The sequence below is a fragment of the Lentzea sp. NPDC003310 genome (genome assembly GCF_040610935.1).
In the GTDB taxonomy this organism is placed as follows: domain Bacteria; phylum Actinomycetota; class Actinomycetes; order Mycobacteriales; family Pseudonocardiaceae; genus Lentzea.
In genome coordinates, this window is the sequence record NZ_JBEXNC010000002.1 from 140339 (window position 1) to 164031 (window position 23693).

Below are 23693 nucleotides of genomic sequence, written 5' to 3' on the forward strand. Positions count from 1 at the left end.
ACCTGTTTGCCGACCAGCAGGTCGGAAATATCAGTGGCACAAGGTGCACGAATCGACGTCGAGCAGGGAAAAGTCGTGCGAAAATCGAGCGGGGCACCACCTGTCGCGGTGGGTGGAAAACAGAACAGGGATTTCCGGTGACGTCCGTAATGGTGGGTCACCTCATTGGAGTAACGACGGTGCCGCGATCATCCCGAGTCGGGCATCATCACCTGGCTCGACCGATGTCGTAGAACGAGGGGTCTCGTGTGACCATCTTCCGTGCCGGCCGCACCGGAGCGTGGTGGATGTACCTGGTGGCAGGTCACCTGCTGCTGGGTCTCTACTACCTGATCCCGGTGAGCCCTGCCGGGACAACGGGGCAAACGGTACGGGTGGTGCTCTACTGCACGATCAGCGCTTCCGCCGCCATCGCGACATTCGCCGGTGTCAAGCGCAACCGTCCCCAGTGGAGGCGGCCGTGGCTCTTCCTCGCACTCAGCCAGGTCGTTTACGCGATCGCCGACCTGACGTTCTACGCATCGCACTACATCTTCGACCACACGGTTTACCCCTCGTACGCCGACATCTTCTACCTCGGCCATTACCCGTTGATGGTCGCGGGCGTGATCCTGCTGATCCGGCGCCGCACTCCGGGCCTCGACCTGCCGAGCCTGCTCGACGCCGCGGTGCTCGCGGTCGTCGCGGGCATGGCGTCGTGGCTCTACGTGATCGGCCCGCAGGCGCGCCTCACCTCACCGGTCCTGGTGAAGATCGCCTCGCTCGGCTACCCGATGATGGACCTGGCGCTGTTCGTGGTGGCGCTGCGGCTGATCTTCGGCGCCGGACCCCGGCCGCGCGCGTTCGTCCTGCTGACGTGCAACCTGCTCGGCATCCTGACCGCGGACACGATCTACGTGCTGCAGCGGCTCGACGGCAGCTACCACGCGGGCAACTTCCTCGACGCCATCTGGCTGTCGGCGAACCTGTGCATGGGCGCGGCGGCGCTGCACCCGACGATGGCGCGGCTCGTGGACCGCGCGCACGTCAAGGACGTCGGCCTGAGCCGCGGCCGGATCATCGCGCTGTGCTCCGCCGTGCTCGCCGCGCCGGTCCTGATGCTGGTGCACGACGTCGGCCAGTCGTCGCAGGACGTCCTGGTGATCGCCGTGGGCAGCGCCGTGCTGTCGTTGCTGATCATCGCGCGCCTCGCCGGACTGGTCGCGGACCAGCGCAAGCTCGCGATCACGGACAGCCTCACCGGACTGCACACCCGCCGGTTCTTCGAGGCCCAGCTGCCGCTGGAGATCTCCCGGGCGCGCCGCAACGACGGGTCGGTCGCGGTGTTCATCATCGACGTCGACCGCTTCAAGTCGATCAACGACAACTACGGCCACCCCGCGGGCGACGACGTGCTGATGGAGGTCGCCGCCCGGCTGCGCGCGGCGTCCCGCGCCGGTGAGGTGCTCGCCCGGTACGGCGGCGAGGAGTTCGCGCTGCTGGTGCCGGACGCCGGTCCCGGCCGGCTGTCCGTGATCGCGAACCGGCTGCGCGAACGCGTCGCCGAGAAACCCATCCCGGTCAACGCGGGCAACGACGACATCCCGTTGTTCGTCACGGTGTCGGTGGGCTCGGCGAGCTTCCCGACGCACGGCGACGGTCCCGACGACATCGTGGTGATCGCGGACCGCGCGCTCTACGCGGCGAAAGCCGCGGGGCGCAACAGGATCGCGGTCGGCCCGGAGCCGCTGCCCGCGGTCGACCCGGACACCGACGGCGCGATGGCGGAGTTCCTCTGCCAGGTCGCGGACCGGGTGGACGGCTGGCTGCACCGCTACGACCACAGCCGTTCGGTGTCGCGCTGGGCAGGTGTGGCCGCGGGGGAGTTCGGGCTCGACGCGCCCACGATCAGGGTCACCCAGCTCGCCGGCCGCCTGCACGACATCGGCAAGGTCATCATCCCCGAGGTGGTGCTGACCAAGCCCGGCGCGTTGAACGAGGAGGAGTGGCGGCTGCTGCGCCAGCACCCCGACTTCGGCTACCGGCTCGCGCGGATGGTGCCGGGGTTCGCGGGCGTGGCGCACGTGATCCGGCAGCAGCACGAGCGCTACGACGGCGCCGGGTACCCGGACGGGTTGCGCGGCGCGGACATCCGGCCGGAGGCGCGCATCCTGTCGGTGTGCGTGGCGTGGGCCGCGATGCGGTCGAACCGTCCACATCAGACAGCGCTGGACGAGAACCGCGCGCGACGCGAACTGTGGGCAGGACGGGGCGAACAGTTCGATCCGGACGTTGTGGACATGTTCCTCGACCTGCACACGCAGGGCAGCATCGGAACGCTCCGTCCGTCCGGTTTGTCCATTCAGGAGGCCGGTTTCCCGGCGGACTTCCGTCCTTGATGGACTGACCGTGCCATGCTTCGCGCATGAGCACGGAGTTCGCCGTCCCCGCCGAGGTCCCGAGTCCGGAACGCCCGGACCCGCCCGGCGGCTCGCTGGGCAGGTGGCTGCTCGCGGACCGCGTGGCGCCCTCCGGCCCCGAGAGCCACGAGTCGCACGCCAAGCCGCACGCGTGGTGGAAGGTCATGACGCTCACGGGCGTCGACTACTTCTCCACGCTGTCGTACCTGCCGGGCATCGCCGCGCTGGCCGCGGGAGCGCTCTCCCCGCTCGCGACGTTGCTCATCGTGGCGCTGACGCTGCTCGGCATGCTGCCGATGTACCGGCGGGTGGCGAAGGAGAGCCCGAACGGACAGGGCTCCGTGGCGATGCTCGAGAACCTGCTGCCGTTCTGGCGCGGCAAGATCTTCGTGCTGGTGCTGCTCGGGTTCGTGGCGACGTCGTGGATCATCACGATCACGCTGTCCGCGGCCGACGCCTCGGTGCACGCGCTGGAGAACCCGTACGTCCCCGAGGCGCTGCACGGCGCCGAGCTCTGGGTGACGATCGTGCTGCTGCTGATCCTCGGCGGCGTGTTCCTGCTGGGCTTCAGCGAGGCCGTGGGCGTCGCGATCCCGTTGGTGGCGGTGTTCCTCGCCCTGAACGCCGTCGTGGCCGTGGTGGGCCTCGTGGAGGTCTTCGCGACGCCCGACGCGCTCGACCGGTGGATCGCCGCCCTCGGCGCGCACGGCGACGGGTTCTTCGGGGTGGTCGGGCCGGCGATCCTCGCGTTCCCGTTGCTGGTGCTCGGTCTGTCCGGGTTCGAGACCGGCGTGAGCATGATGCCGCTGGTCGCGGCGGACGGGAAGACGCCGGAGCAGCGCCTGGAGAGCCGGGTGCGCAACACCCGCAAGCTGCTGACGACCGCCGCGTTGATCATGTCGGTCTACCTGGTCGCGACGTCGTTCATCACGACGGTGCTGGTGCCGCAGGACAAGTTCGCGCCCGGTGGCCCCGCGAACGGCCGCGCGCTCGCGTACCTGGCGCACGAGCTGCTCGGCGAGGTGTTCGGGACGCTCTACGACATCAGCAGCATCCTGATCCTGTGGTTCGCCGGCGCCTCCGCGATGGCCGGCCTGATCAACATCGTGCCGCGCTACCTGCCGTCGTACGGCATGGCGCCGGAGTGGGGTCGCGCCGTCCGCCCGGTCGTGATCGTCTACACGGTCATCTGCATCGTGATCACGATCATCTTCGACGCCGACGTGAACGCGCAGGCCGGCGCGTACGCCACCGGCATCCTCGCGATGATGGTGTCCGGGTCGTTCGCGGTGACGGTGTCCGCGTGGCGCAAGAGGCAGCGCGGCGCCGGCACCGGGTTCGCCGTGCTGACGCTGGTGCTGCTGTACGCGCTGGTGGAGAACGTGATCGAGAAGCCGGACGGCATCACGATCTCGTTCGGCTTCATCCTCGGCATCGTGGTGATCTCGCTGGTGTCGCGGATCTCGCGCACCACCGAGCTGCGCGTCGACCGGATGGAGTTCGACGAGAACGCGCGCCGGTTCATCACCGACACGATCGCGAACGACGGCCGGATCACGTTGATCGCGAACCGCCGCCAGGCAGGTGACAAGGCGGAGTACGACGAGAAGGAGACCGAGCAGCGCGGCATGAACCCGGTGCCGGGCACGGCGGACGTGATCTTCCTGGAGATCGACATCGTCGACCCGTCGGCGTTCAGCGACGTGCTGTGCGTGACCGGTGTCGAGGTCGACGGCCACCGCGTCCTGCGCGCCTCGGCCCCGGCCGCGCCGAACGCGATCGCGGCGATCCTGCTGGCGTTGCGCGACTCGACCGGCGTGATCCCGCACGCGCACTTCGAGTGGTCGGAGGGCAATCCGCTCGGACACCTCTTCCGCTACCTGATCCTCGGACGCGGCGACACACCCCCGGTCGTACGCGAGATCATCCGCTCGGCTGAGCCGGATCCGACCCGACGGCCACGCGTGCACGTCGGTTAGCTGGAAGACTTCCCCCGTACGTCCGACTATCAGGGGGAAGGACGCCATGCACCGAAAGTTGTTGTTGTTCTTGGTGGTTCTGGGGACGGTGGCGGCGGGGATCTCGCCCGCCACCGCCACCACCGGGTCCCGGCCGGTCCGCTCGTGTGCCGACCTGGTGCGCACCTTCGACGTCCCGGACGCCCGCACGCACGTGACGTCGGCGGCGGTCGTGGCCGGTGACAAGGAGTTCTGCGACGTCCGCGGCACGATCGAACCGAACATCGGTTTCCAGCTGAAGCTGCCGGTGCGCGGTTATCAGGGTCGCTACGTCCAGTACGGCTGTGGCGGATTCTGTGGAATCATCGGCGATCCGGCCTTCCCGGCCGGGTGCGGTCCCGCTTTCGGCGACGCCGCCGTGGCCGCGACCGACGACGGGCACCAGGCCCCGCCGGATAACCCGTTCGACACGACGTGGGCCATCTCCGACCAGAAGGCCCGCGACGACTACTTCTTCCACGCGCCGCACGCGCTGTCGAAGGTGTCCAAGCACATCATCTCGGTCTTCTACGGCACAGCACCGGCGAAGTCGTACTTCTCCGGCTGCTCCAACGGCGGCCGCGAGGGCCTGCTGCTCGCCCAGCGCTACCCGCACGACTTCGACGGCGTCGTCGCGGCCGCACCGGGTGCCTACTACACCGCGCTGATCGGCTACCAGGCGTGGATCGCGCGCAACACCGTCCCGAACGACAAGATCTTCCTGCTGCACAACGCGGTGATGGCGGCGTGCGACGGGCTGGACGGCCTGGTGGACGGCCAGATCGAGGACCCGCGGCTGTGCCGGTTCGACCCCGGCACCCTCGCGGGACAGCTGACCGACGACGAGATCGCCCGCGTGCGGCGCCTCTACGCCGGTCCGTCCGACGGCGGGGTGCGCCTGTACCCCGGCGGGCAGCCGTACGGGTCCGAGATCTCGTGGACGTTCTGGCTCAACCCGACACCCGGTCTCGGCCGCGGTGTCGCTCCCGAGCTCGCGGACAACGCGCTGAAGCACCTCGTCTACCCGATCGGCAGGCCGCACTCGTCGCTCGAGTCGTTCGAGTTCACCGTCCGCGAGTTCCGGCGCCTCGTGCCGGAGACCGTCAAGGCGAACTCGCTCTCGCTCGACCTGCGGGCGTTCCAGCGGGCCGGCGGCAAGCTCGTCATCTGGCACGGCGCGGGCGACCAGGGCATCCCGTTCGAGGGCACGCTCGACTACTGGCAGCGCCTCACCGGGGGCAAGAACCCGTCGTGGGCAAGGCTTTTCGTCGTGCCGTCGATGTGGCACTGCGCGGGTGGCGACACCCTGACCGACTTCGACCCGGTGCAGGCACTCGTGTCGTGGGTGGAGGGCGGGAAGGCGCCGTCGAAGATCATCGCCACGGGCCGGGACCAGGACGGCAACGTCGTGCGCACGCGGCCGGTGTTCCCGTACCCGTTGCGCGCGAAGTACACCGGCTCCGGTTCGATCGACGACGCCGCGAACTTCACCGCGGCGCCGGGGTTCGGCTTCAGCGACCGGATCCGCTGGGCGGGTGAGGACCTCTACCGATCCGGACCCACTGCTCCCTAGCGGAACTTCTGGACGGCAGCGGCGATGGCCCGGTCCATGCTGTTGCCCTCCATGATCACGTGCCCGGCGTCGTTCAGGACGACCAGTTCGGCGCCGGGCCACCGCCGCGCCACCTCCCACGCCGTGTGCAGCGGGCCGCCGAGGTCGTTGCGGCCGTGGATGAGCACGGCCGGGATGTCCCGCAACCGGTGGAGGTTGTCGAGGATGTGGTCGGGCTCCAGGAAACACCCGTTGCCCCAGTAGTGCGTCACGGTCCGGGCGAGCCGGTAGCGCGTGACCGGGTCGGCGTACCGGGTGCCGGTGAAGTCGTTGTCGCCGCCGGTGATCGTGGCCAGGTCCCACTTGCTCCAGTCCCAGGCGGCCTTCTCGCGGACCGCCGGGTCGGGGGAGTTGAGCAACCTGTTGTAGGCCAAGGCGAGGTTGCCGTCGCGGTCGGCCTCCGGGACACCGGCGACGAAGGCCTCGAAGTGGTCGGGGAAGAACATCGCGAGCCCGCGGGTGATCCACTCCAGTTCCGCCGGACGGCCCGTCGTCACGGCGGGGATGATGATCCCGCTCACCCTCTCGGGGTGCTGGACGGCGTAGGCGAGGATCAGGGTCGAGCCCCAGGAACCGCCCACCAGCAACCACTTCTCGATGCCGAGGTGCTCGCGGAGCTTCTCGGCGTCGTCGATCAGGTGCTGAGTGGTGTTGTGCTCCATGCTGGTCGCCGGGTCCGCGACCGGCGGAGTGCTCCGGCCGACGCCGCGCTGGTCCCACAGCACCAGGTTCCAGTGGTCCGGGTCGAAGTCCTCCCGCCAGCGCGGCGTGGACCCGGAGCCCGGCCCGCCGTGGAAGACGCAGGCCGGTTCGCCCTCGGGGTTGCCGCTCGCTTCCCAGTGCACGAGCTGGCCGTCGCCGACGTCGAGCATGCCCTGCGCGTAAGGCTCCACCTGTGGGTACATGCGCGCGAGCGTAGTGCGGGGACTGGTACTGATGCGGTGTCAGGACTTCTGCTTGGCGGCGATCTGGTCGAGCACCTCGGTCTGCGACACGATGATCTTGCCGGCCAGCGCCTTCGAGCCGATGTGCTCGCCCTTGGCCTGGGCGTCCTTCGCCATGTCCACGCCGCTGCGGAGGTGGCGCGAGAGGGTGGCGAGGAAGAGGTCGTCGTACTGCTTGCCCGTGGCGGACTTCAGCGCCTCGACGTCCTTGGCGGTCATCATGCCGGCCATCTTGTGCGTGGCGCCGGCGTCGTCACCGGGCACCTGGATGTTCCAGCTGCGCAGGTAGGTGGCCATCTGCTCGATCTCGCCCGCCTCGGCGGTTGCGATCTTCTCGGCGACGTTGACCACGAACTCGTCCTTGGACTTCTGCACGGCGACCTTGGCGATCTCGATCGTCTGCCGGTGGTGCGGGATCATCCGCAACGAGAAAGTCGCGTCCGCCTCGTTGGCCGCCGGTTCCGCGGAACCGCTCCCGCCGCCGACGGACGAACAGCCCGCCAGCGCAAGCAGCCCTAGCACGATGATGAGCAGACGCGCTCGCATGAAGCCTCCCGTCACGAGTTCCCTGCCGAGGGATACGGGTGGCCGAGATGTCCGGTTCAGCGAAAGTTTCGCAACCTAACTGGTTCGGTGCCGCTCCAGTGCCGCCAGCACGCCGCCGACCACGTCGGGATGACCGAGCGGCAACGGCGCCGGCGTGTCGTTGGTGTGGTGGATGACCTGCGCGAACGTGGCCTCCACCGGCACCTCGGGATCCACCAGCAGGACCGAGCGCACGAGGTCGGGGTGGGCCGCCACGACATCGATGACGTCGGCGGCGACGGGACCGCTCGTGACGACGTCGAGCACAGTCCGGGTGTCGTCCTGGTGTCGCGCGAGAAGGGCGTCCACTGTGGACTTCCAGCCCGGCGCGGCGGGCACGCGCAGCCACACGATCCGCACGTGTTCGGTGAGCGGACGCCAGGTCGCGGGGATCTCGTCGTGGATGGCCTCGCCCGCTGGATCGATCACGAGGACTGTGGTGGCACCGGCGGGTCCGTCGGCGACGACACCGGGACCGGAAGCCCTGCTGGGCTCGTCGAAATCACGCATACCGCAGGGGTTACCCAGAGTGTGCCGACTCCAAATCAGTGGGCTGATTGGTCTGGTCCAGTGACCCGAATGGCGGAGGGGTAATACCAGTGCGGGTGAGTGGACTTGTTGGTGCGCCTCGATTTCCGTTGGTGTTAAGTGGTCACTTGACCACTTTCTGAACACCGGTTTATGGTCTAGACCACAGACCGAAACTGGATCGGCGAGCGGCATTGCGAACGCTCCCGGTTCCCGCCCCCTGCCTACGGGTCACACCCGTTTGGGAACGATCCAAGGAGTTCGGACCGAATGAAAATCATGCGTAAGGCGGCGCTCGTCCTGGCCGCTGTCCCCGCGATCGTCATGATCACGCCGGTGGGTTCGGCGAGTGCGCACGGCTACGTGTCCTCGCCCGCCAGCCGCTCGGCGCAGTGCGCCAGGGGAGATGTCTCCGTCGACCTCTGCGGCCAGGCCAAGTACGAGCCGCAGAGCGCCGAAGGCCCCAAGGGCCTGAAGAACTGCAGCGGTGCGAACGGCGCGTTCGCCCCGCTCGACAACGACGGCCTGCCGTGGAAGGTCACCAACACCGGTCAGACCCTGTCTCTGACGTGGACCTTCACCGCCCGGCACGTGACGCGCGACTACGAGTACTTCATCGGCGGCACGCGCGTCGGTTACGTGTCCGGCAACAACGCGCAGCCGAACAACCCGACCACGCACACCATCAACCTCGGCGGGTTCTCCGGTCGCCAGAAGCTGTACGCGATCTGGAACATCGGCGACACGGTGAACGCGTTCTACTCGTGCATCGACCTCAACATCACCGGTGGCGGCGGCACGACTCCGCCGCCCACCAGCTCGACCACGACGCCCCCTCCGGTCACGACGACGACCACGACCTCCCCGCAGCAGCCGCCGGCCGGTGGCACGTGGGCGGCGAACACGTCGTACGCGGTCGGCTCGACCGTCACCTACGGCGGGTCGACCTACCGCTGCCGTCAGGCGCACACGTCGCTGACCGGCTGGGAACCGCCGAACGTGGCGGCGCTCTGGGAGAAGATCTGATCCGATGAAGCGCCTGGTGATCGCGGTCGCGGTCCTGGCGCTGGCGGGGTGCGGCGGAGAGGCGGTCGTGCCGGAGGGCCAAGGAGCCCACGGCCACGGCGCTTCTACCGCCGCACCACCCGTTCCGGCCGCCAGTGCGAGGTTCAACGACGCGGACGTGACGTTCGTGCAGATGATGGTGGACCACCTGCAGCTGGGCATCAGCCTGTCGCAGGTGGGCCTGGCGAAGGCGACCAAACAGGAGGCGAAGGACCTCGCGGCCGCGATCGACTCGACCCAGCGCGAGGAGCTCACGATGCTCAAGTCGTGGCTCAAGCTCTGGGGCAAGCCGGAGACCGGCGGCGCGGACCTGCACGCCGCGCACGGTGGTCAGCCGCTGCTCGACGACAAGGTCATCAACGAGACCAAGGACAAGAGCGGGGCGGAGTTCGACCTCGTGTTCCTCAACCTGATGGCCGGGCATCAGGGCGCCGGGGTCGCGATGGCCCTGACGGAGAAGAAGGACGGCATGAACCCGGAGACCGTGGCCTATGCGGAACGGGTGACCACCACCCGGCAGGGTCAGGTCGAGCAGATGCTGAAGGTGATGGGCGGGTCGTAGGCGCCGCCTGGACCGGGAGGGCGCCGCTGCCGTCGGTGGTGGCGCTGCTGGTGCGCGGGTTCGGCCGGTGCGCCGGCCCGGCTGCTGTGCTGGTGCGGCCGGCGGTGTGGGAAGGCGGGGCTTCGGCGGCGGAGTCCCGACACCACCCGCACCGCACCGGACACCGCTCGGTCCACACCGGACACCTCCCCCGCGCTAAACCGGAGCCCGGGCACCGCTCGGCCCGCACCGGTGCCCGGCACCGCCCGCTCCGCACCTGAGCCCGCGGCGCTCGGCCCGCGCCGGCGGCCCGACACCGCCGCATCGCCCCAGAGCCCAGGCGCCTGTCCTGCCCAGGCGCCTGGCCCGCGCCGGAACCCGAGCGCCCGCCCCACCTCACCCGTCGCGCGCGAGGTCGCGCAACGCCGCCTCCACCTGCTCCTTCGCCGACGAGTGCATCCACCCGAACCCGAGCTCCGCCCGCGCCTCCAGCAGCAACTCCTCGGCCCGCCCACGCTCCCCGCGCCGCCGCGCGATCTCGGCCAGCCCCACGCGGGCGAGCGCCCGAGTCGCGGACAACCCCGCCCGCGTCGCCAGTTCCAACGCCTGCAGGTAGTCCCTCTCGGCCTGCGCCTCGTCGACGTCGAGCAACCGGTCGGCACGCCGGCCGCGCAGCTCCGCCAGCTCCTCCTGCGCCCCGAGTTCGGCCACGGCCCGCAGTGCCTGGTCGGTCAGCGCGAGCGACTCGGCCGGGTCCTCTGTCAGGGTGGCCAGCACGTCCAGCACCTGCGCCGATCCCCAGCGCTCGCCCAGATTCTCGAACAGCCGCAACGCCTTGCGCGACTCCCGCAACGCCCGCGCGCGGTCGCCGTCGGCGGTCCAGGCCAGGTAGGCGTTGCTGAAGCCGATCAGGCCCTGGATCCACGGGTCGTCGCTGCGCTCCACCTCGTCCTGCAACGGGGTGCGCGGGCTCGCCGGGTCCGGCGGGCCGGAGAGCATGGCCCACGCGATGAGCACGAACGGCTGCCTGATCGGGCCGCGCAGGTCGGCGAACCGGCCGGGCACGCGTTCGGGTTCGGCCAGTGCCAGCAGGACGACGTACTCCTCTGTGGACTGTTCGGTCACGACGTCCAGCAGTTTCCGCGCCACGCCTTGGACTTCCGTGCGGCTGCCCTTCACGTACCAGTACCAGGCCAGGTCACTCACCAGCCGCAGCGCCTGCTCCGGCTCGTGCGACGTGGTCCAGTCGAGCGCCTGCATCAGGTTCGCGTGCTCGGCGGTCAGGCGGTCGAACCACCGCACCTGGTCCCGTTGGCGCAGCTCGGGATCCGCGCGGCGGGCCAGGTCCCGGAAGTACGTGGCGTGGGCCGCGTCGACCCGCTTGTGCCGCGCGCAGAACTCGCGGATGGTCGCCAGCATCCGGTAGCGACCGTCCGCCGCCTCGACCAAGGACTTGTCCACCAACGCGTCCAGCGTCTCGAGGTCGTGTCCGCAGACCTCCTCGACGGCCTCCAGGGTCGCGCCGCCGCTGAACGTCGCGAGACACGCGGCCAGGTCGCGTTCCTCCGGCGACAGCAGGTCCCAGCTCCACTCCACGACCGCCCGCAACGTCTGGTGGCGCGGTGCGGCGGCGCGGTTTCCCTTGGTGAGCAGGCGGAAGCGGTCGCTCAGGCGGTCCGCGATCTCCGCCGTCGTCAACGTGCGGGTGCGGGCGGCGGCCAGTTCGATCGCGAGCGGCAGGCCGTCGAGCTCGCGACAGATCTCGACGGTGTGCGGGTCGCGCGCGAACGCCGGGTTGACCAGCCGCGCGCGGTCGGTGAACAACGCCACGCTCTGCTCCGGGTCGAGCGGAGGTACCGGGCACAGCGTCTCGCCGGTGATCCCGAGCGGTTCCCGGCTCGTGGCGAGGATGCGCACGGACGGGCACGTGCTCAGCAGGTGCTGCGCCAGCCGGGCGGCCTGCTCCACCAGGTGCTCGCAGTTGTCCAGCACCAGCAACGCGTCGCGCTCGCGCAACGCCAGCGTCAGCCGGTCCTCCGGCTCCAGCACGGTCTCCTTCAGCCCCAACGCCTGCAGCGTCGCCGCGGCCACGTCCTTGGCGGGCGCCAGGTCGACGAAGACCGCGCCCGGACCGGCGGCCTGCAGCGCGAGCCTCGTCTTGCCCGCGCCACCGGGGCCGGTGAGGGTGACGAGCCGGGCCGAGAGCGCGGCGATCCGCGCGAGTTCCCGTTCCCTGCCCACGAAACTCGTCAGCTGCGCCGGCGGCTCGCGGTGTGCCCTGCCGCGCAGGATCCGCAGGTGCACCGCGCGCAGGTCGGCCGATGGGTCGGTGCCCAGCTCGTCGGCCAGCACCTCGCGGGCGTCCTCGAACGCCTGCAACGCCTCGGCCCGGCGGCCCTGCTGGTGCAGCGCCTCCATCAGGTAGCCGCGCAGCCGTTCGTCCAACGGGTGCTGCCGCACGAGCTCCCGCACCTCGTCCACGTCGGCCCGGCCCAACCGGATCCGCGCGGCGACCAGCGAGCTCGACGCCGCCGACCGCTGCTGTTCCAGTCGGGTCGCGTGACCGGGCAGGGCGACGTCGGCGAGCGCGGGGCCGCGCCACAGCCCGAGTGCTTCGGACAGAAGGGATTCCGCCGCCCGCGGGTCGCCCTGCTCCAGCGCCTGCCCGCCCTCCGCCGCCAGTGCGGCGAACCGGTGCGCGTCGACGTCGGCCGCGGTCAGCGCGAGCCGGTACCCGGCCGGGTGGAACTCGACCAGCGACGCGTCCCCGAGCGCCCGGCGCAGCCGGGAGACCTGGCCCTGCAGGGCGTTCGCGGCGTCGGACGGCGGCTCGGCGCCGTAGAGCTCGTCGACCAGCCGGTCGAGCGGGACGATGTCGCCCACCCGGATCGCCAGCAGTGCCAGCAGGGTGCGCGGCCGCGGGCCACCCACCGCGATCTTGCCGTCCGGGGAGTGCGCCTCAACGGGCCCGAGGATGCCGACCTGCACGGTGTCAGCGTACGAAGCGTCCGGGACTCGTACCCAGGACACGGCGGAAATGGCGCGTGAGGTGGGACTGGTCGTGGAACCCGGCCAGCACCGCCGCCTCCGCCGCGGGCCGCCCCTCGACCAGGAAGCCGCGCGCGAGGTCCACCCGGCGCGCGGTCAGGTACTTGTGCGGCGGGAAGCCGAACCGGCGGCTGAACGCCCGCACGAGGTGCGTCGGACTGGTGCGCAGCTCGGCCGCGGCCTCGGTCAGCGTGATCCCGGACGGCAGCGACGCGTCCAGCAGCTGCCGCAGCCGGTCGGCGAGCGTCGGGTCGGCGTGCACGGCCGGCGAGGTCCCCGCGAAGTGGTGCCGCAGCCGTTCGGTGATCAACGACAGCCGGCTGGCGGCTTCGAACGGCTCGTCCAGCACCAGGTGCAGCTGGTGGATCCGTTGGCGCAGCAGGGGATCGGGCAGCATCGGTGTGTCGACGGCCTTGCCGATCAGCTCGGCGGGCAGCGCGGAGTCGTCGAGGTACAGCACGCGCTTGCGGAACCCCGTCGGGTACGCGGACCGGCCGTCGTGCGGCACGTGCGGCGGCAACAGCGTGACGCCGGAGACGAGCGCGCCGTGCTCGTGGCGGTCCAGCTCGTACCGGACGGCACCGGTGTCGAGCACCATCAACGTCCAAGCGTCGTGCGTGTGCGTCGGGTAGACGTGCGTGGTGAACGACGCGTGGAAGGCCTCCTTGATGCCGTCCACCGCCGGTCTCCACGCGGTGACGCTCATGTCAGGAACGTACAAGACGGTGCACCCGGTCGCCCACGATCGTGGTGTCCATGTTCGACACCAAGATCGCTGTGCTGCTGCGGGACGACCTGGCCGGCTGGCAGGCGCTGAACGTCACCGCCTTCCTCGTCAGCGGCCTCCCGGAGGTGCTGCGGGGCGAGCCCTACGTGGACGCCGACGACGTGCGCTACCTCCCGATGTTCGGCCAGCCCGTCGTCGTCCTCCAGGGCGACGCCGCTCTGCTCAAGAAGGCCCACGAACGCGCCCTCAACCGCGACCAGGTGATGGCGATCTTCACCGCCGACCTGTTCGCCACGGGCAACGACGCAGACAACCGCGCGGCCGTCCGCAAGGTGCACACGCCGGATCTCGACCTGGTCGGCATCGCGGTGCACGGCCAGAAGAACGCCGTCGACAAGATCTTCAAGGGCGCCCGGATGCACCCCTGACGAAACCGGGTTCTAATTCCCTGGTGATCAAGCTGCTCCGGATGGCCGTGTTCCTGCTGGTTCTTTCAGCGGAGATCTACCTGGTGGTCGTGCTGGGGGACCGGTTCCAGCCGGCCAACCACTACAGCTTCTTCACCATCCTCTCGAACCTGTTCGCGGCGGTGGTGGCGCTGATCGGCGTCTTCCGGCCGGTGTCGGCGCAGCTCAGGGGTGCGGCGGTGGTCTACATGGCCACCACCGGGCTCGTGTACTCGTTCCTGCTGCAGGGCATCGACGTGCAGACGCCCGCCTACGCGAACTGGGTGCTGCACATCATCGTGCCGATCCTCGTCGTCGCGGAGTGGTTGCTCGCGCCGGAGCGCACCAGGCGGTGGTGGACCTGGCTCGCCTTCCCGCTGGCCTACCTGGTGTACTCGCTGGTCAGGGGGCCGATCGTGGGCTGGTACCCGTACCCGTTCCTCGACCCGCGCCGGGGCGGGTACGGCAGCGTGTTCCTGACCTGCCTGTTCGTCGCGGTGGTCTTCGTGCTGCTGGCCTTCGCGGTGTCCTGGGTCGGCGGGAAATTGGCCCAGAAACGCAGTACTTCCTTGGCCCAAGGTTAGGGCCAATCGCCGCCCTACGGTCAGAGCATGACCAGGCGACTCGCGTACGCGCAGCTGACGAACTCGATTGGTGACGGCGGCTTCCTCGTCGTCTCGGCGCTCTACTTCACGCAGGTCGTCGGCCTGAGCGCGGCGCGGGTCGGCCTGGCGCTGACCCTGGCGTGGGGTGTCGGCGCGGTCGCCGGCGTCGGGCTCGGCCACCTCGCCGACCGGCTGGGCCCGCGCACCACCGCCGTCGTGCTCGCCACCGCCACGGCCGCGAGCATCGGCGTCCTGCTCCTCACCCGGAACTTCGCCGCGTTCGTGGTGGTCATGTGCCTGTACGCGAGCTTCCAGAGCGGCCTGCAGGCGTCCCGGCAAGCGCTGCTCGCGGGTCTCACCACGCCCGACGAACGCACGCGGGCCCGTGCGCGCATCCAGTCGGCGGCCAACGCGGGCATCGCGATCGGCGCCGCGGCGGGCGGGTTCGCGCTGCACCTCGGCACCGAGGCCGCCTACACGGCCGTGTTCGTCCTTGACGTCGTGGCGTTCCTCGTCGCCGCGGCCGTGCTGACGACACTGCCGGAGACCGCGATGACGAAGGCGAAGGGCAGGTTCGACGTGCTCAAGGACCGCCCGTACGCCCTGATCACGCTGATCAACGCCGTGATGCTGCTCTACATGCCGCTGCTCAGCCTGATCATCCCGCTGTGGATCGTGCAGCGGACCGAGGCGCCGACGTGGCTCGCGGCCGCCCTGCTGGTCCTCAACACGGCGGCGGTCGTGCTGTTCCAGGTCCGGATCGCCCGCCGCGCCACCGGCCTGCGGCAGGCCTCGAAGCTGGTCGAGCACGCCGGGCTGGTCATGCTCGCGTCCTGCGCGGTCTTCGCCGCCACGGCGTTCGGCCTCGGCGCCTGGCCGGCGGCGGCACTGCTGATCGCCGCCGCCGCGCTGCAGGTCCTCGGCGAGATGATGCTCGCCTCCGGGGCGTGGGAGATCAGCTTCTCCCTCGCGCCCGCCGACCGGCAGGGCCAGTACCAGGGCTTCTTCGCGACCGGAACGGCTGTCGCGCGCATGGTCGGCCCCGCCCTGCTCACCACCGTCGTGCTCGGCTGGGGTGCCGTCGGGTGGCTCGCGGTCGGCGGGCTCTTCGTGGTCGCCGGTTACGCGATGGGGCCTGCCGTGCGCTGGGCCCGCGAGAAGAACTCCACCAGCTCCGGCGCCATGACCGACGACTTGTACATGTGCGTCTGACCGGGCAGCGTCCGGTGGTCGGCGCCCACGACCTGCGCGACGTTCTTCATCGCGTTGCGGAGGTACTCGGGCGACTTACCGCCGTCCATCGCGAGCGTCGGCACCTCGACCTTCCAGCGGTCGGTCGGCAGCGGCGTGCCCCGGCCGTCGTCACCGAGGATGCGCAGGTCCCACCGCAGCGTGTGCGCGACCGGCTTCAGCTTCTTCCACACCGGCGTCAGCTTCATGATCGCGAGGCCGAAGCCGGGCACGCCGACCATCTTCATGAACGTCGAGAGCATCCCGGAGCGGTCGCCGCGCGCCAGCATGTCGTCCATCTGCCGCACGATGTCGGCGGGACGAGGCTGGTAGGTGTCGTCCACGACGAACGGTGCCTCGTAGATCGCGAGCCGGCTGATCCCCGGCAGGCGGGACGCGGCCTCGAGGGCCAGCACCGCGCCGGAGGAGACGCCGAAGACGAACGCCGACCCGCCGGCCTCCTTGATCACCGCGTCGATGTCCTCGACCTCGTGCTCCAGCGACCACGGCGTCGCGCCGTCGCCGGTCTCGCCGCGGCCGCGCCGGTCGTAGGTGTAGACCGTGAAGTTCTTGTCCAGCACGGACGCGAGTTCGGTGCTCGGGCCGAACATGCGGTGGCACATCGCGCCGTCCACGATGACCAGCGCGGGGCCGGAACCGGTGATCGAGTAGGCGACCTCGGTGCCGTCGGCGGAAGTCGTGAAGCGGGTCATTTCTGCTCTCCCAGGGTGGTGTCGAGGAAGTCCTGCCAGTCCTGTTCGGACTCGTCGCCCTCGAAGACGTGGTGTGCCGCGATGACCGGCCCGGAGAACCCTCGCATGAACCGGTACATCCCGCGCTCGGTGCGCAGGCCGACCGTGTGGGCGTTGCGGTGGAACTCGACGGCGCCCGGCAGCCTCTCGGCGATCGCCGCGTCGAGCTTCTTCCAGGCCTGGTCCCAGTCGGTGACCATCGGACCGAAGACCGTGAGCGGACGGGCCGTGCGGCCGGCGAAGTGGGTGAGGTACTCGGCCAGCGTGGCGCGGAACAACGCGCCGCCCAGCGTCATCGCCTCGAACTCGTCGGCCCAGTCGTCGCCGGGCAGGAAGCCGCTGGTGACCATCCGCAGCACCGTGCTCGCGTGCTCGCGGCCCTCGACGAGGAACTCGTAGGCGATGAACCGGCCGTCGGGAGCCTTGCCGCTGTCGTGGGCGAAGCGGCGCAGCGGGTCCGACGCGGTGATCTCGCTCGTCGGCTGGTAGCCGCCGAACGCCATCCTGACCTGGCCGTCCGCCACCTCGTTGCGGCCCATGAACCACGAGTCGATGCCGGGCCCGGTCGCGATGGCCGTCCAGACGTCCTCGACGGACGCGGGCACCTCGATCTCGTCGGTGCTCTTGAACTCGTGGCCCATCAGTTCTCCCGTTCTGGTGCGTGGATGGTCCCATCCTGCTCCCGACGAATCTCTTCGTCAAGACAGCACAACTCGTCTTGACAAAAAAACTTGTCGGTGGTTCCGTTCTCGCCACACCCCGAACCCCTGGAGGAACCCATGTCCCGCATCGTCTGCGGCGTCGTCGCCGGTCCGCTCTACCTGGTCGTCGGGTACGCCCAGGCGTTCACCCGCGAGGGCTTCGACCTCGCGCGGCACCCGTTCAGCATGCTCAGCCTCGGCTCGCTCGGCTGGATCCAGATCGCGAACTTCGTGGTCAGCGGCGCGCTGTTCCTGGTGGCGGCCACGGGCATGGCCCGGCACACGAGGTGGGGCGCGCGGCTGATCGGCCTGATGGGCGTCGGGATGATCCTCGGTGGCGTCTTCGTGGCCGACCCGGCGATGGGCTTCCCGGCCGGCGCGCCCGAGGGGCCCCCTACCTCGATGTCGTGGCACGGCGCGCTGCACGCCGCCGCGTTCGGGCTCGCGATGATCGGCTGGATCGGGGCGTGCTTCGTGTTCGCGCGTAGGCTCGGAGGGTGGCTCGCGGTGATGAGCGGCCTGACGGGCGTGCTCCTGATGGTGCCGATGGCGTTCCTGGGCGACCCCGGCGGCACGGTGCTGCTGTACGTGGTCGCGACGATCGGCTGGCTGTGGACGTCGGTCGTGTCCCTGAAGCTGAGCCAGCCTGCCTTCTCGAGCTGATCTGCCCCGAGTGCGGGCGCGTCACCACCGACGAGGACGCGCCCGGCTGCGCCGCCTGTCAGACCAGCTGATGCGCGTGCATCTTGCTGATGTCGTAGGACACGCCGCAGAACGTGCACTGCAGCCCGTACCTGCTGCTGATCGTGAACAGCGGGATGAAGAAGATGGTCGGCTTCGTGTAGCGCCGGAACAGGTTGTGCGCCGACTGGTGGTGGCAGTGCCCGCACACCAGCGTCAGCATCCGCAGCTGCTCGATCGTCGTCCGCCAGCCGAAGATCACCATCTGCTCTCCCTAGGTCCGTTGTCCTTCTGACGTGCGGGATGCCCTCCGAGTTGCGGTCCGCCACCTGAATTCGGAAGGTGGAGGGGGTGGAGACCCTGCTGCGACCCTGGACCCTCGACGACGCGCCGGTCATCCTGGCGGCCGCGGGCGAGGGCATGATGGCCCGCCAGTTCACCACCCGGATCGACTCGCTCGACGCCGCGCAGGAGTGGATCGCGCTGCTCGCCGGCCGCCGCGAGGACGACACCGCCTACTCGTTCGCCGTGCTGCACGAGGGCGTGCCGGTGGGCAACGTGGCCGTGTCGAGCGTCGAACGCCGCCACCTGACCGGGTGGATCTCGTACTGGGTGCGCGAGCAGGCGCGGGGCAAGGGCCTCGCGACGCAGGCCTGCCGGGCCGTCAGCGAGTTCGCGTTCGCCGAGCTCGGCCTCTTCCGCCTGGAACTGGCGCACCGCACGGACAACATCGCCTCCTGCCGCGTCGCGAAGGCCGCCGGGTTCGCGGTCGAGGGCGTCGAACGAGCCCGGCTGCTCTACGACGGCGTCCGCTACGACACCGAGACCCACGCGCGACTCGCCACGGACTGAGGTTCACTCCGGGTTCCGACGGGTAGCCCGGAGTGCATGAGCGACGTGCAGGCCGAACTGCTGATGACGTTGACCAAGGTCGCCAAGGTCTTACGCGGAGCGGAGATCCCGTTCGCCCTGACCGGTGGGTGCGCCGGTTATGCGCGCGGCGGCCCCGTGAGTGAGCACGACGTCGACCTCCTGGTGAAGGAGGAGGACGTCACCGAGGCCGTGCGGGTGCTGGTGGACGCGGGACTGCGCGGCGCCGAGCCGCCGGAGGACTGGCTGCTGAAGGTCTACGACGGCGACTCGCTGGTGGACCTGCTGTTCCGGCCCAACGAGCGGCCGGTGACCGACGAGACCCTCGCGATGGCCGAGGAGATGCCCGTCGGCTCGGTCATGCTGCCGGTCATGCCGGCGACGTTCGTGCTGAGCAGCAAGCTGCTCGTGCTGGACGGCCACCGCTGCGACTTCAGCGAGCTGCTGCCGTTCGCGCGCGCGTTGCGAGAACAGATCGACTGGGACCAGGTGCGCGAGGAGACCAAGAACTCCCCCTACGCGGAAGCGTTCCTGATGCTCGTCGAACGCCTGGACATCATCGGGAGGGGCCATGAGTTCCGAGCAGTACCTGGCGGCAAATCTGCGTAGGGCGGTGGCGGAGGACCCGCGCACCGCCGAACTGGGCGTCCGCGTCACCGTGCGCGGTGACCACGTGATGCTCTCCGGCGACGTGGCGTGCGCCGAACGCCGGGCCGCGCTGGAGGAGGTCCTGCACGAGGCCGCCCCCGAGCTAACGATCTTCAACGACGTGCGCGTGACACCTGCGGGCGAACCGGAGGGTGAGGAGGACCTGCGATGATCCGAGTCGCGGCGGTCGGGGACATCCACCTCGGCGAGGACATGCGCGGGCACCTGCGGCCGGCGTTGGAGAAGGTCGGCGAGCACGCGGACGTCCTGTTGCTGGCGGGTGACCTGACGAGGCACGGCACGGTCGTCGAGGCCGAGGTGGTCGCGGACGAGTTCGCGGACCTGCCGGTGCCCGTGGTCGCCGTGCTGGGCAACCACGACCACCAGGACGACAAGCCGCTCGAAGTCACGAAGACGTTGCAGGACAAGGGCATCCACGTGCTGGAAGGCACGACGTTCACGCACCGCGTCAACGGCTGCTCGATCGGCGTCGCCGGTGTGAAGGGCTTCGGAGGCGGGTTCGCGGGCAAGTGCGGGAGCGCGTTCGGCGAGCGCGAGATGAAGGCGTTCATCCAGCACACCTGCGACATCGCCGAGAACCTCCAGGGCGCGTTGTCCGAACTGGACACCGACATCAAGGTCGCGCTGACGCACTACGCGCCGGTGCCCGACACGTTGCGCGGCGAGCCGCCGGAGATCTACCCGTTCCTCGGCTCCTACCTGCTGGGCGAGGCCATCGACGCCACCGGCACGGACCTCGCGGTGCACGGGCACGCGCACTTCGGCACCGAGCAGGGCCTGACGCCCGGTGGAGTGCGGGTCCGCAACGTCGCGCAGCCGATCATCCGTTCCGCCTACACGGTCTACGTGCTGGAAGGGAAATCCTGATGACCGTCGGGGACTTCGTCGTCCAACGCCTGCGCGACTGGGGCGTCAAGCAGGTCTTCGCCTACCCCGGTGACGGCATCAACGGCATCGTGGCGGCGTTCGGCAAGGCCGACAACGACCCGAGGTTCATCCAGACCCGCCACGAGGAGATGGCCGCGTTCGCCGCCGTCGGCTTCGCCAAGTTCAGCGGCGACGTGGGGGTCTGCCTGGCGACGTCGGGGCCGGGGGCGATCCACCTGCTCAACGGCCTCTACGACGCGAAGCTCGACCACGTGCCGGTCGTCGCGATCGTGGGCCAGACCGCCCGCACCGCGCAGGGCGGCAGCTTCCAGCAGGAGGTCGACCTGCACTCGCTGTTCCGCGACGTCGCCTCGTTCCTGATCGACGTCACGGTGCCCGAGCAGTTGCCGAACGCGCTGGACCGGGCGATGCGCACGGCCCAGGCCGAACGCGCGCCGGCCGTGGTGATCATTCCGAACGACGTGCAGGAGCAGGAGTACTCCGCACCCAAGCACGAGTTCAAGTACATCCCGTCGAGCCCGCCGTCCCGCCCGTCCTCCTCGGTCGTCCCGGCGCTGGACGACGTGCGGCGCGCGGCCGAGGTGCTCAACAGCGGCGAGAAGGTCGCGATCCTGATCGGGCAGGGCGCCCGTGAGGCCGCCGAGGAGGTGCACGCCGTCGCCGAGCTGCTCGGCGCCGGGGTCGCGAAGGCGTTGCTGGGCAAGGACGTGCTGGCGGACGACCTGCCGTACGTGACGGGGTCGATCGGGCTGCTCGGCACCAGGCCGTCCTACGAGATGATGCGTGACTGCGACCGGTTGCTGATCATCGGCTCGAACTTCCCGTACTCGCAGTTCCTGCCGCAGTACGGCAAGGCGCGGGGTGTCCAGATCGACGTCGACGGCCGGTCGATCGGCATGCGCTACCCGACCGAGGTCAACCTCGTCGGCGACGCGCGGGAGACGCTGCGGGCGCTGATCCCGTTGCTGGAGCACAAGACCGACCGCTCGTGGCGGGCGAAGATCGAGGCGGACGTCGAGCGCTGGTGGGAGGTCGTCGAACGGCAGGCGCAGGTGCCGGCCGACCCGGTCAACCCGATGCGGATCGTCTCGGAGCTGTCGAAACGCCTGCCGCACAACGCGATCGTCACGGCGGACTCCGGTTCCGCGACGAACTGGTACGCGCGGCTGCTCAAGATCCGGGGCAACGTCCGGTCCTCGCTCTCCGGCACGCTCGCCACGATGGGCTGCGCGGTCCCGTACGCGCTGGGCGCCGCGTTCGCGCAACCGGACCGGCCGCTGATCGCGCTGGTCGGCGACGGCGCGATGCAGATGAACGGCATGGCGGAGCTGCTGACGCTGCGGCGGTACGGCATCCGCTGCGTCGTCTGCGTGTTCCACAACAACGACCTCAACCAGGTCACGTGGGAGCTGCGTGCGATGGGCGGCGCCCCGAAGTTCGAGGAGTCGCAGACGCTGCCGGACATCTCGTACGCGGCGTTCGCGCGGTCGATCGGCCTGCAGGGCATCGAGGTCAACGACCCGGCACAGCTCGCCACCGCGTGGGAGACCGCGCTCGCGTTCGACGGCTCGACGGTGCTCGACGTGCACTGCGACCCGAACGTGCCGCCGATCCCGCCGCACGCGACGTTCGAGCAGATCAAGGACATGACCGAGGCGGTGCTGCGCGGCGATCCGGACGCGTGGGACGTGTTGCGCCGCGGACTGCAGACCAAGATCCAGGAGTTGCTGCCGTGAAACTGGGCTATTTCCTTTCCTCGGAAGAACACGGGCCGCGCGAGCTCGTCGAGAACGCTCGGATGGCCCAGGAACAGGGCTTCGAGGCGTTGTGGATCTCCGACCACTTCCACCCGTGGAACGGCGAGCAGGGCCAGTCGCCGTTCGTGTGGGGCACGATCGGCGCGCTGTCGGAGGCCGTCTCGCTGCCGATCACCACGGCCGTGACCTGCCCGACCGTCCGGATCCACCCGGCCGTCATCGCGCAGGCCGCCGCCACCGCCGCCGTGCAGACCGAGGGCAGGTTCGTGCTCGGCGTCGGCAGCGGCGAGGCGCTGAACGAGCACGTGCTGGGCGACCGCTGGCCGTCCGCCGACGTGCGGCTCGAGATGCTGGAGGAGGCGATCGGCCTCATCCGCACCCTGCACCAGGGCGACGAGGTCACCCACCACGGCAAGCACTACACCGTCGAGAACGCCCGCATCTACACCGTGCCCGAACGCCCGGTGCCGATCTACGTCTCGGCGTTCGGCCCGAAGGCGGTGCGCCTCGCGGCCCGCTGCGGCGACGGCTACGTGAGCGTCGGCCCGGCCGGCGAGCTGGTGGAGAAGTACCGCGCCGAGGGCGGCCGCGGCCCCGCGCAGAGCGGCCTGAAGGTCTGCTACGCGAAGTCCGAGGAGGAGGCCGTCGCGACCGCGCACCGGTTGTGGCCCAACGACGGCCTGCCCGGCGAGCTCGCCCAGGTGCTGCCGACGCCGAAGCACTTCGAGCAGGCGTCGGAGCTGGTGACGCCGGAGATGATCCGGAAGTCGATGCCGTGCGGCCCCGACCCGGAGCAGTACGCGGAGAAGGTCAAGGAGTTCGCGGACGCCGGCTTCGACGAGGTCTACGTGCAGCAGATCGGCCCGAACCAGCAGGAGTTCTTCGACTTCTGGGCCAAGGAAGTCGTGCCGCTGATCGATGTTTGATGCTTGTCGCGCAGGGCAACCGCTCCTATGAGGAGATTCCTGCGCGAGCACAGCCTGACGCTCGTCTTCGGCGGGTTGTTCCTCGCGGCGTTGGTGGGCCAGTTCTTCGCGGGCCACGCCGACTACAACGAGCGTCAGGCCGCACTGGGGCAGCCGCTGATGTCCCTGGGGTCGTACCTGTTCTCCGCCGACTTCCTGGTCGATGTGGTGGAGAACTGGCAGTCCGAGTACCTGCAGTTCTTCCTGTACGTCACCGCCACCGTCTGGCTGATCCAGCGCGGCTCGACCGAGTCGAAGCCCGCGGAGAAGGCCGGCCGGGAGACCGATCGCGAACAGCAGGTCGGCGCGTACGTGAAGCCGGACTCGCCGAAGTGGGCCAAGGCGGGCGGCTGGCGCACCGCGTTCTACTCGAAGTCGCTCGGGCTCGCGATGCTCGTGCTGTTCCTCTTCTCGTGGTCGATGCAGTGGGTCGCGGGCTGGTACGCCAACAACTCCGACCCGCTGGCCGAGAAGATGGGGCTGTTCGACTACTTCCTGAGCGCGGACTTCTGGAACCGGTCGCTGCAGAACTGGCAGTCGGAGTTCCTGGCGATCGCGTCGATGGCGATCCTCAGCGTGTACCTGCGGCAGCGCGGGTCGCCCGAGTCGAAGCCGGTCGGCGCGCCGCACTCGGTGAGCGACAGGTCCGGTTAGGACAGCGGAGCGCGGCGGGACAAAGGGGT

24 protein-coding genes are annotated in these 23693 nt (G+C 69.9%); 16 read left to right on the forward strand and 8 right to left on the reverse strand.

Features of this window, described 5'->3' with window-relative positions:
• Positions 1-248 precede the first annotated feature (248 nt).
• The 3 genes from ABZX02_RS03200 to ABZX02_RS03210 are packed head-to-tail and all read left to right on the forward strand — an operon-like array spanning position 249 to position 5969.
• A complete protein-coding gene (locus ABZX02_RS03200) occupies positions 249-2378 on the forward strand; it encodes a diguanylate cyclase (RefSeq protein WP_355294464.1) in 2130 nt (709 codons plus the stop codon).
• Between the two features lie 26 nt (positions 2379-2404).
• Complete coding sequence (locus tag ABZX02_RS03205; protein ID WP_355294465.1) at positions 2405-4378, forward strand: amino acid transporter; 1974 nt, start codon at positions 2405-2407, stop codon at positions 4376-4378.
• A 46-nt stretch (positions 4379-4424) separates the two neighbouring features.
• Entirely contained in the window at positions 4425-5969 is a 1545-nt protein-coding gene (locus tag ABZX02_RS03210; RefSeq protein WP_355294466.1) for a tannase/feruloyl esterase family alpha/beta hydrolase, read from the forward strand.
• On the opposite strand, the gene pip is transcribed toward ABZX02_RS03210, so the two are convergent.
• The 3 genes from pip to ABZX02_RS03225 all read right to left on the reverse strand — a co-directional run bounded on the left by pip (position 5966) and on the right by ABZX02_RS03225 (position 8047).
• Positions 5966-6913, reverse strand: a complete 948-nt coding sequence (gene pip / locus ABZX02_RS03215) for a prolyl aminopeptidase (protein ID WP_355294467.1) — start codon at positions 6911-6913, stop codon at positions 5966-5968. The genes ABZX02_RS03210 and pip overlap by 4 nt on opposite strands.
• 39 nt (positions 6914-6952) lie before the next feature.
• Complete coding sequence (locus ABZX02_RS03220; protein ID WP_355294468.1) at positions 6953-7498, reverse strand: DUF305 domain-containing protein; 546 nt, start codon at positions 7496-7498, stop codon at positions 6953-6955.
• 75 nt (positions 7499-7573) lie between these two features.
• On the reverse strand, positions 7574-8047 hold the full coding sequence (locus ABZX02_RS03225; RefSeq protein ID WP_355294469.1) for a hypothetical protein: 474 nt from the start codon (positions 8045-8047) through the stop codon (positions 7574-7576).
• A 288-nt stretch (positions 8048-8335) separates the two neighbouring features.
• On the opposite strand from ABZX02_RS03225, the gene ABZX02_RS03230 reads away from it, so the two are divergent.
• Both ABZX02_RS03230 and ABZX02_RS03235 read left to right on the forward strand, forming a co-directional pair.
• On the forward strand, positions 8336-9091 hold the full coding sequence (locus ABZX02_RS03230; RefSeq protein ID WP_355294470.1) for a lytic polysaccharide monooxygenase: 756 nt from the start codon (positions 8336-8338) through the stop codon (positions 9089-9091).
• Positions 9092-9095: 4 nt separating this feature from the next.
• On the forward strand, positions 9096-9692 hold the full coding sequence (locus ABZX02_RS03235) for a DUF305 domain-containing protein (RefSeq protein ID WP_355294471.1): 597 nt from the start codon (positions 9096-9098) through the stop codon (positions 9690-9692).
• 375 nt (positions 9693-10067) lie between these two features.
• On the opposite strand, the gene ABZX02_RS03240 is transcribed toward ABZX02_RS03235, so the two are convergent.
• Both ABZX02_RS03240 and ABZX02_RS03245 read right to left on the reverse strand, forming a co-directional pair.
• A complete protein-coding gene (locus ABZX02_RS03240) occupies positions 10068-12659 on the reverse strand; it encodes a BTAD domain-containing putative transcriptional regulator (protein WP_355294472.1) in 2592 nt (863 codons plus the stop codon).
• A gap of 4 nt (positions 12660-12663) precedes the next feature.
• The gene (locus ABZX02_RS03245) at positions 12664-13425 is read right to left on the reverse strand and encodes an AraC family transcriptional regulator (protein WP_355294473.1); all 762 of its coding nucleotides are present in this window, start codon (positions 13423-13425) and stop codon (positions 12664-12666) included.
• 50 nt (positions 13426-13475) lie between these two features.
• Between ABZX02_RS03245 and ABZX02_RS03250 the strand changes: the two genes are divergently transcribed.
• The 3 genes from ABZX02_RS03250 to ABZX02_RS03260 are packed head-to-tail and all read left to right on the forward strand — an operon-like array spanning position 13476 to position 15709.
• Positions 13476-13874, forward strand: a complete 399-nt coding sequence (locus tag ABZX02_RS03250; protein ID WP_355294474.1) for a DUF2000 domain-containing protein — start codon at positions 13476-13478, stop codon at positions 13872-13874.
• 23 nt (positions 13875-13897) lie between these two features.
• Positions 13898-14476, forward strand: a complete 579-nt coding sequence (locus ABZX02_RS03255) for a Pr6Pr family membrane protein (protein WP_355294475.1) — start codon at positions 13898-13900, stop codon at positions 14474-14476.
• 27 nt (positions 14477-14503) lie between these two features.
• Positions 14504-15709 carry an MFS transporter gene (locus ABZX02_RS03260; protein WP_355294476.1) on the forward strand — a complete coding sequence of 402 codons (1206 nt, stop codon included), beginning with the start codon at positions 14504-14506 and terminating at the stop codon, positions 15707-15709.
• Here the strand turns inward: ABZX02_RS03260 and ABZX02_RS03265 are convergent.
• Both ABZX02_RS03265 and ABZX02_RS03270 read right to left on the reverse strand, forming a co-directional pair.
• The gene (locus tag ABZX02_RS03265; protein ID WP_355294477.1) at positions 15619-16440 is read right to left on the reverse strand and encodes an alpha/beta hydrolase; all 822 of its coding nucleotides are present in this window, start codon (positions 16438-16440) and stop codon (positions 15619-15621) included. The genes ABZX02_RS03260 and ABZX02_RS03265 overlap by 91 nt on opposite strands.
• A complete protein-coding gene (locus tag ABZX02_RS03270) occupies positions 16437-17120 on the reverse strand; it encodes an SRPBCC domain-containing protein (RefSeq protein ID WP_355294478.1) in 684 nt (227 codons plus the stop codon). Before ABZX02_RS03270 ends, ABZX02_RS03265 begins: the two co-directional genes overlap by 4 nt.
• 138 nt (positions 17121-17258) lie before the next feature.
• Here ABZX02_RS03270 and ABZX02_RS03275 point away from each other — a divergent pair, with 138 nt between their 5' ends.
• Positions 17259-17843, forward strand: coding sequence for a DUF998 domain-containing protein (locus tag ABZX02_RS03275; RefSeq protein ID WP_355294479.1), 585 nt, complete (start codon positions 17259-17261; stop codon positions 17841-17843).
• A 58-nt stretch (positions 17844-17901) separates the two neighbouring features.
• On the opposite strand, the gene ABZX02_RS03280 is transcribed toward ABZX02_RS03275, so the two are convergent.
• A complete protein-coding gene (locus ABZX02_RS03280) occupies positions 17902-18126 on the reverse strand; it encodes a zinc-ribbon domain-containing protein (protein ID WP_319966184.1) in 225 nt (74 codons plus the stop codon).
• Positions 18127-18212: 86 nt separating this feature from the next.
• On the opposite strand from ABZX02_RS03280, the gene ABZX02_RS03285 reads away from it, so the two are divergent.
• Genes ABZX02_RS03285 through ABZX02_RS03315 form a run of 7 tightly spaced genes read left to right on the forward strand, consistent with a single transcriptional unit; the run spans position 18213 to position 23664 of the window.
• Positions 18213-18713, forward strand: coding sequence for a GNAT family N-acetyltransferase (locus ABZX02_RS03285; protein WP_355294480.1), 501 nt, complete (start codon positions 18213-18215; stop codon positions 18711-18713).
• Between the two features lie 36 nt (positions 18714-18749).
• Complete coding sequence (locus ABZX02_RS03290; RefSeq protein WP_355294481.1) at positions 18750-19340, forward strand: hypothetical protein; 591 nt, start codon at positions 18750-18752, stop codon at positions 19338-19340.
• Positions 19303-19551 carry a BON domain-containing protein gene (locus tag ABZX02_RS03295; RefSeq protein WP_030476731.1) on the forward strand — a complete coding sequence of 83 codons (249 nt, stop codon included), beginning with the start codon at positions 19303-19305 and terminating at the stop codon, positions 19549-19551. Before ABZX02_RS03290 ends, ABZX02_RS03295 begins: the two co-directional genes overlap by 38 nt.
• Positions 19548-20267, forward strand: coding sequence for a metallophosphoesterase (locus ABZX02_RS03300; protein WP_355294482.1), 720 nt, complete (start codon positions 19548-19550; stop codon positions 20265-20267). Before ABZX02_RS03295 ends, ABZX02_RS03300 begins: the two co-directional genes overlap by 4 nt.
• The gene (locus tag ABZX02_RS03305; RefSeq protein WP_355294994.1) at positions 20261-22024 is read left to right on the forward strand and encodes a thiamine pyrophosphate-requiring protein; all 1764 of its coding nucleotides are present in this window, start codon (positions 20261-20263) and stop codon (positions 22022-22024) included. Before ABZX02_RS03300 ends, ABZX02_RS03305 begins: the two co-directional genes overlap by 7 nt.
• The gene (locus ABZX02_RS03310; RefSeq protein WP_355294483.1) at positions 22021-22971 is read left to right on the forward strand and encodes a TIGR03557 family F420-dependent LLM class oxidoreductase; all 951 of its coding nucleotides are present in this window, start codon (positions 22021-22023) and stop codon (positions 22969-22971) included. The genes ABZX02_RS03305 and ABZX02_RS03310 overlap by 4 nt, the downstream gene beginning before the upstream one ends.
• A 27-nt stretch (positions 22972-22998) precedes the next feature.
• On the forward strand, positions 22999-23664 hold the full coding sequence (locus ABZX02_RS03315) for a DUF6766 family protein (protein ID WP_355294484.1): 666 nt from the start codon (positions 22999-23001) through the stop codon (positions 23662-23664).
• Positions 23665-23693: the final 29 nt, after the last annotated feature.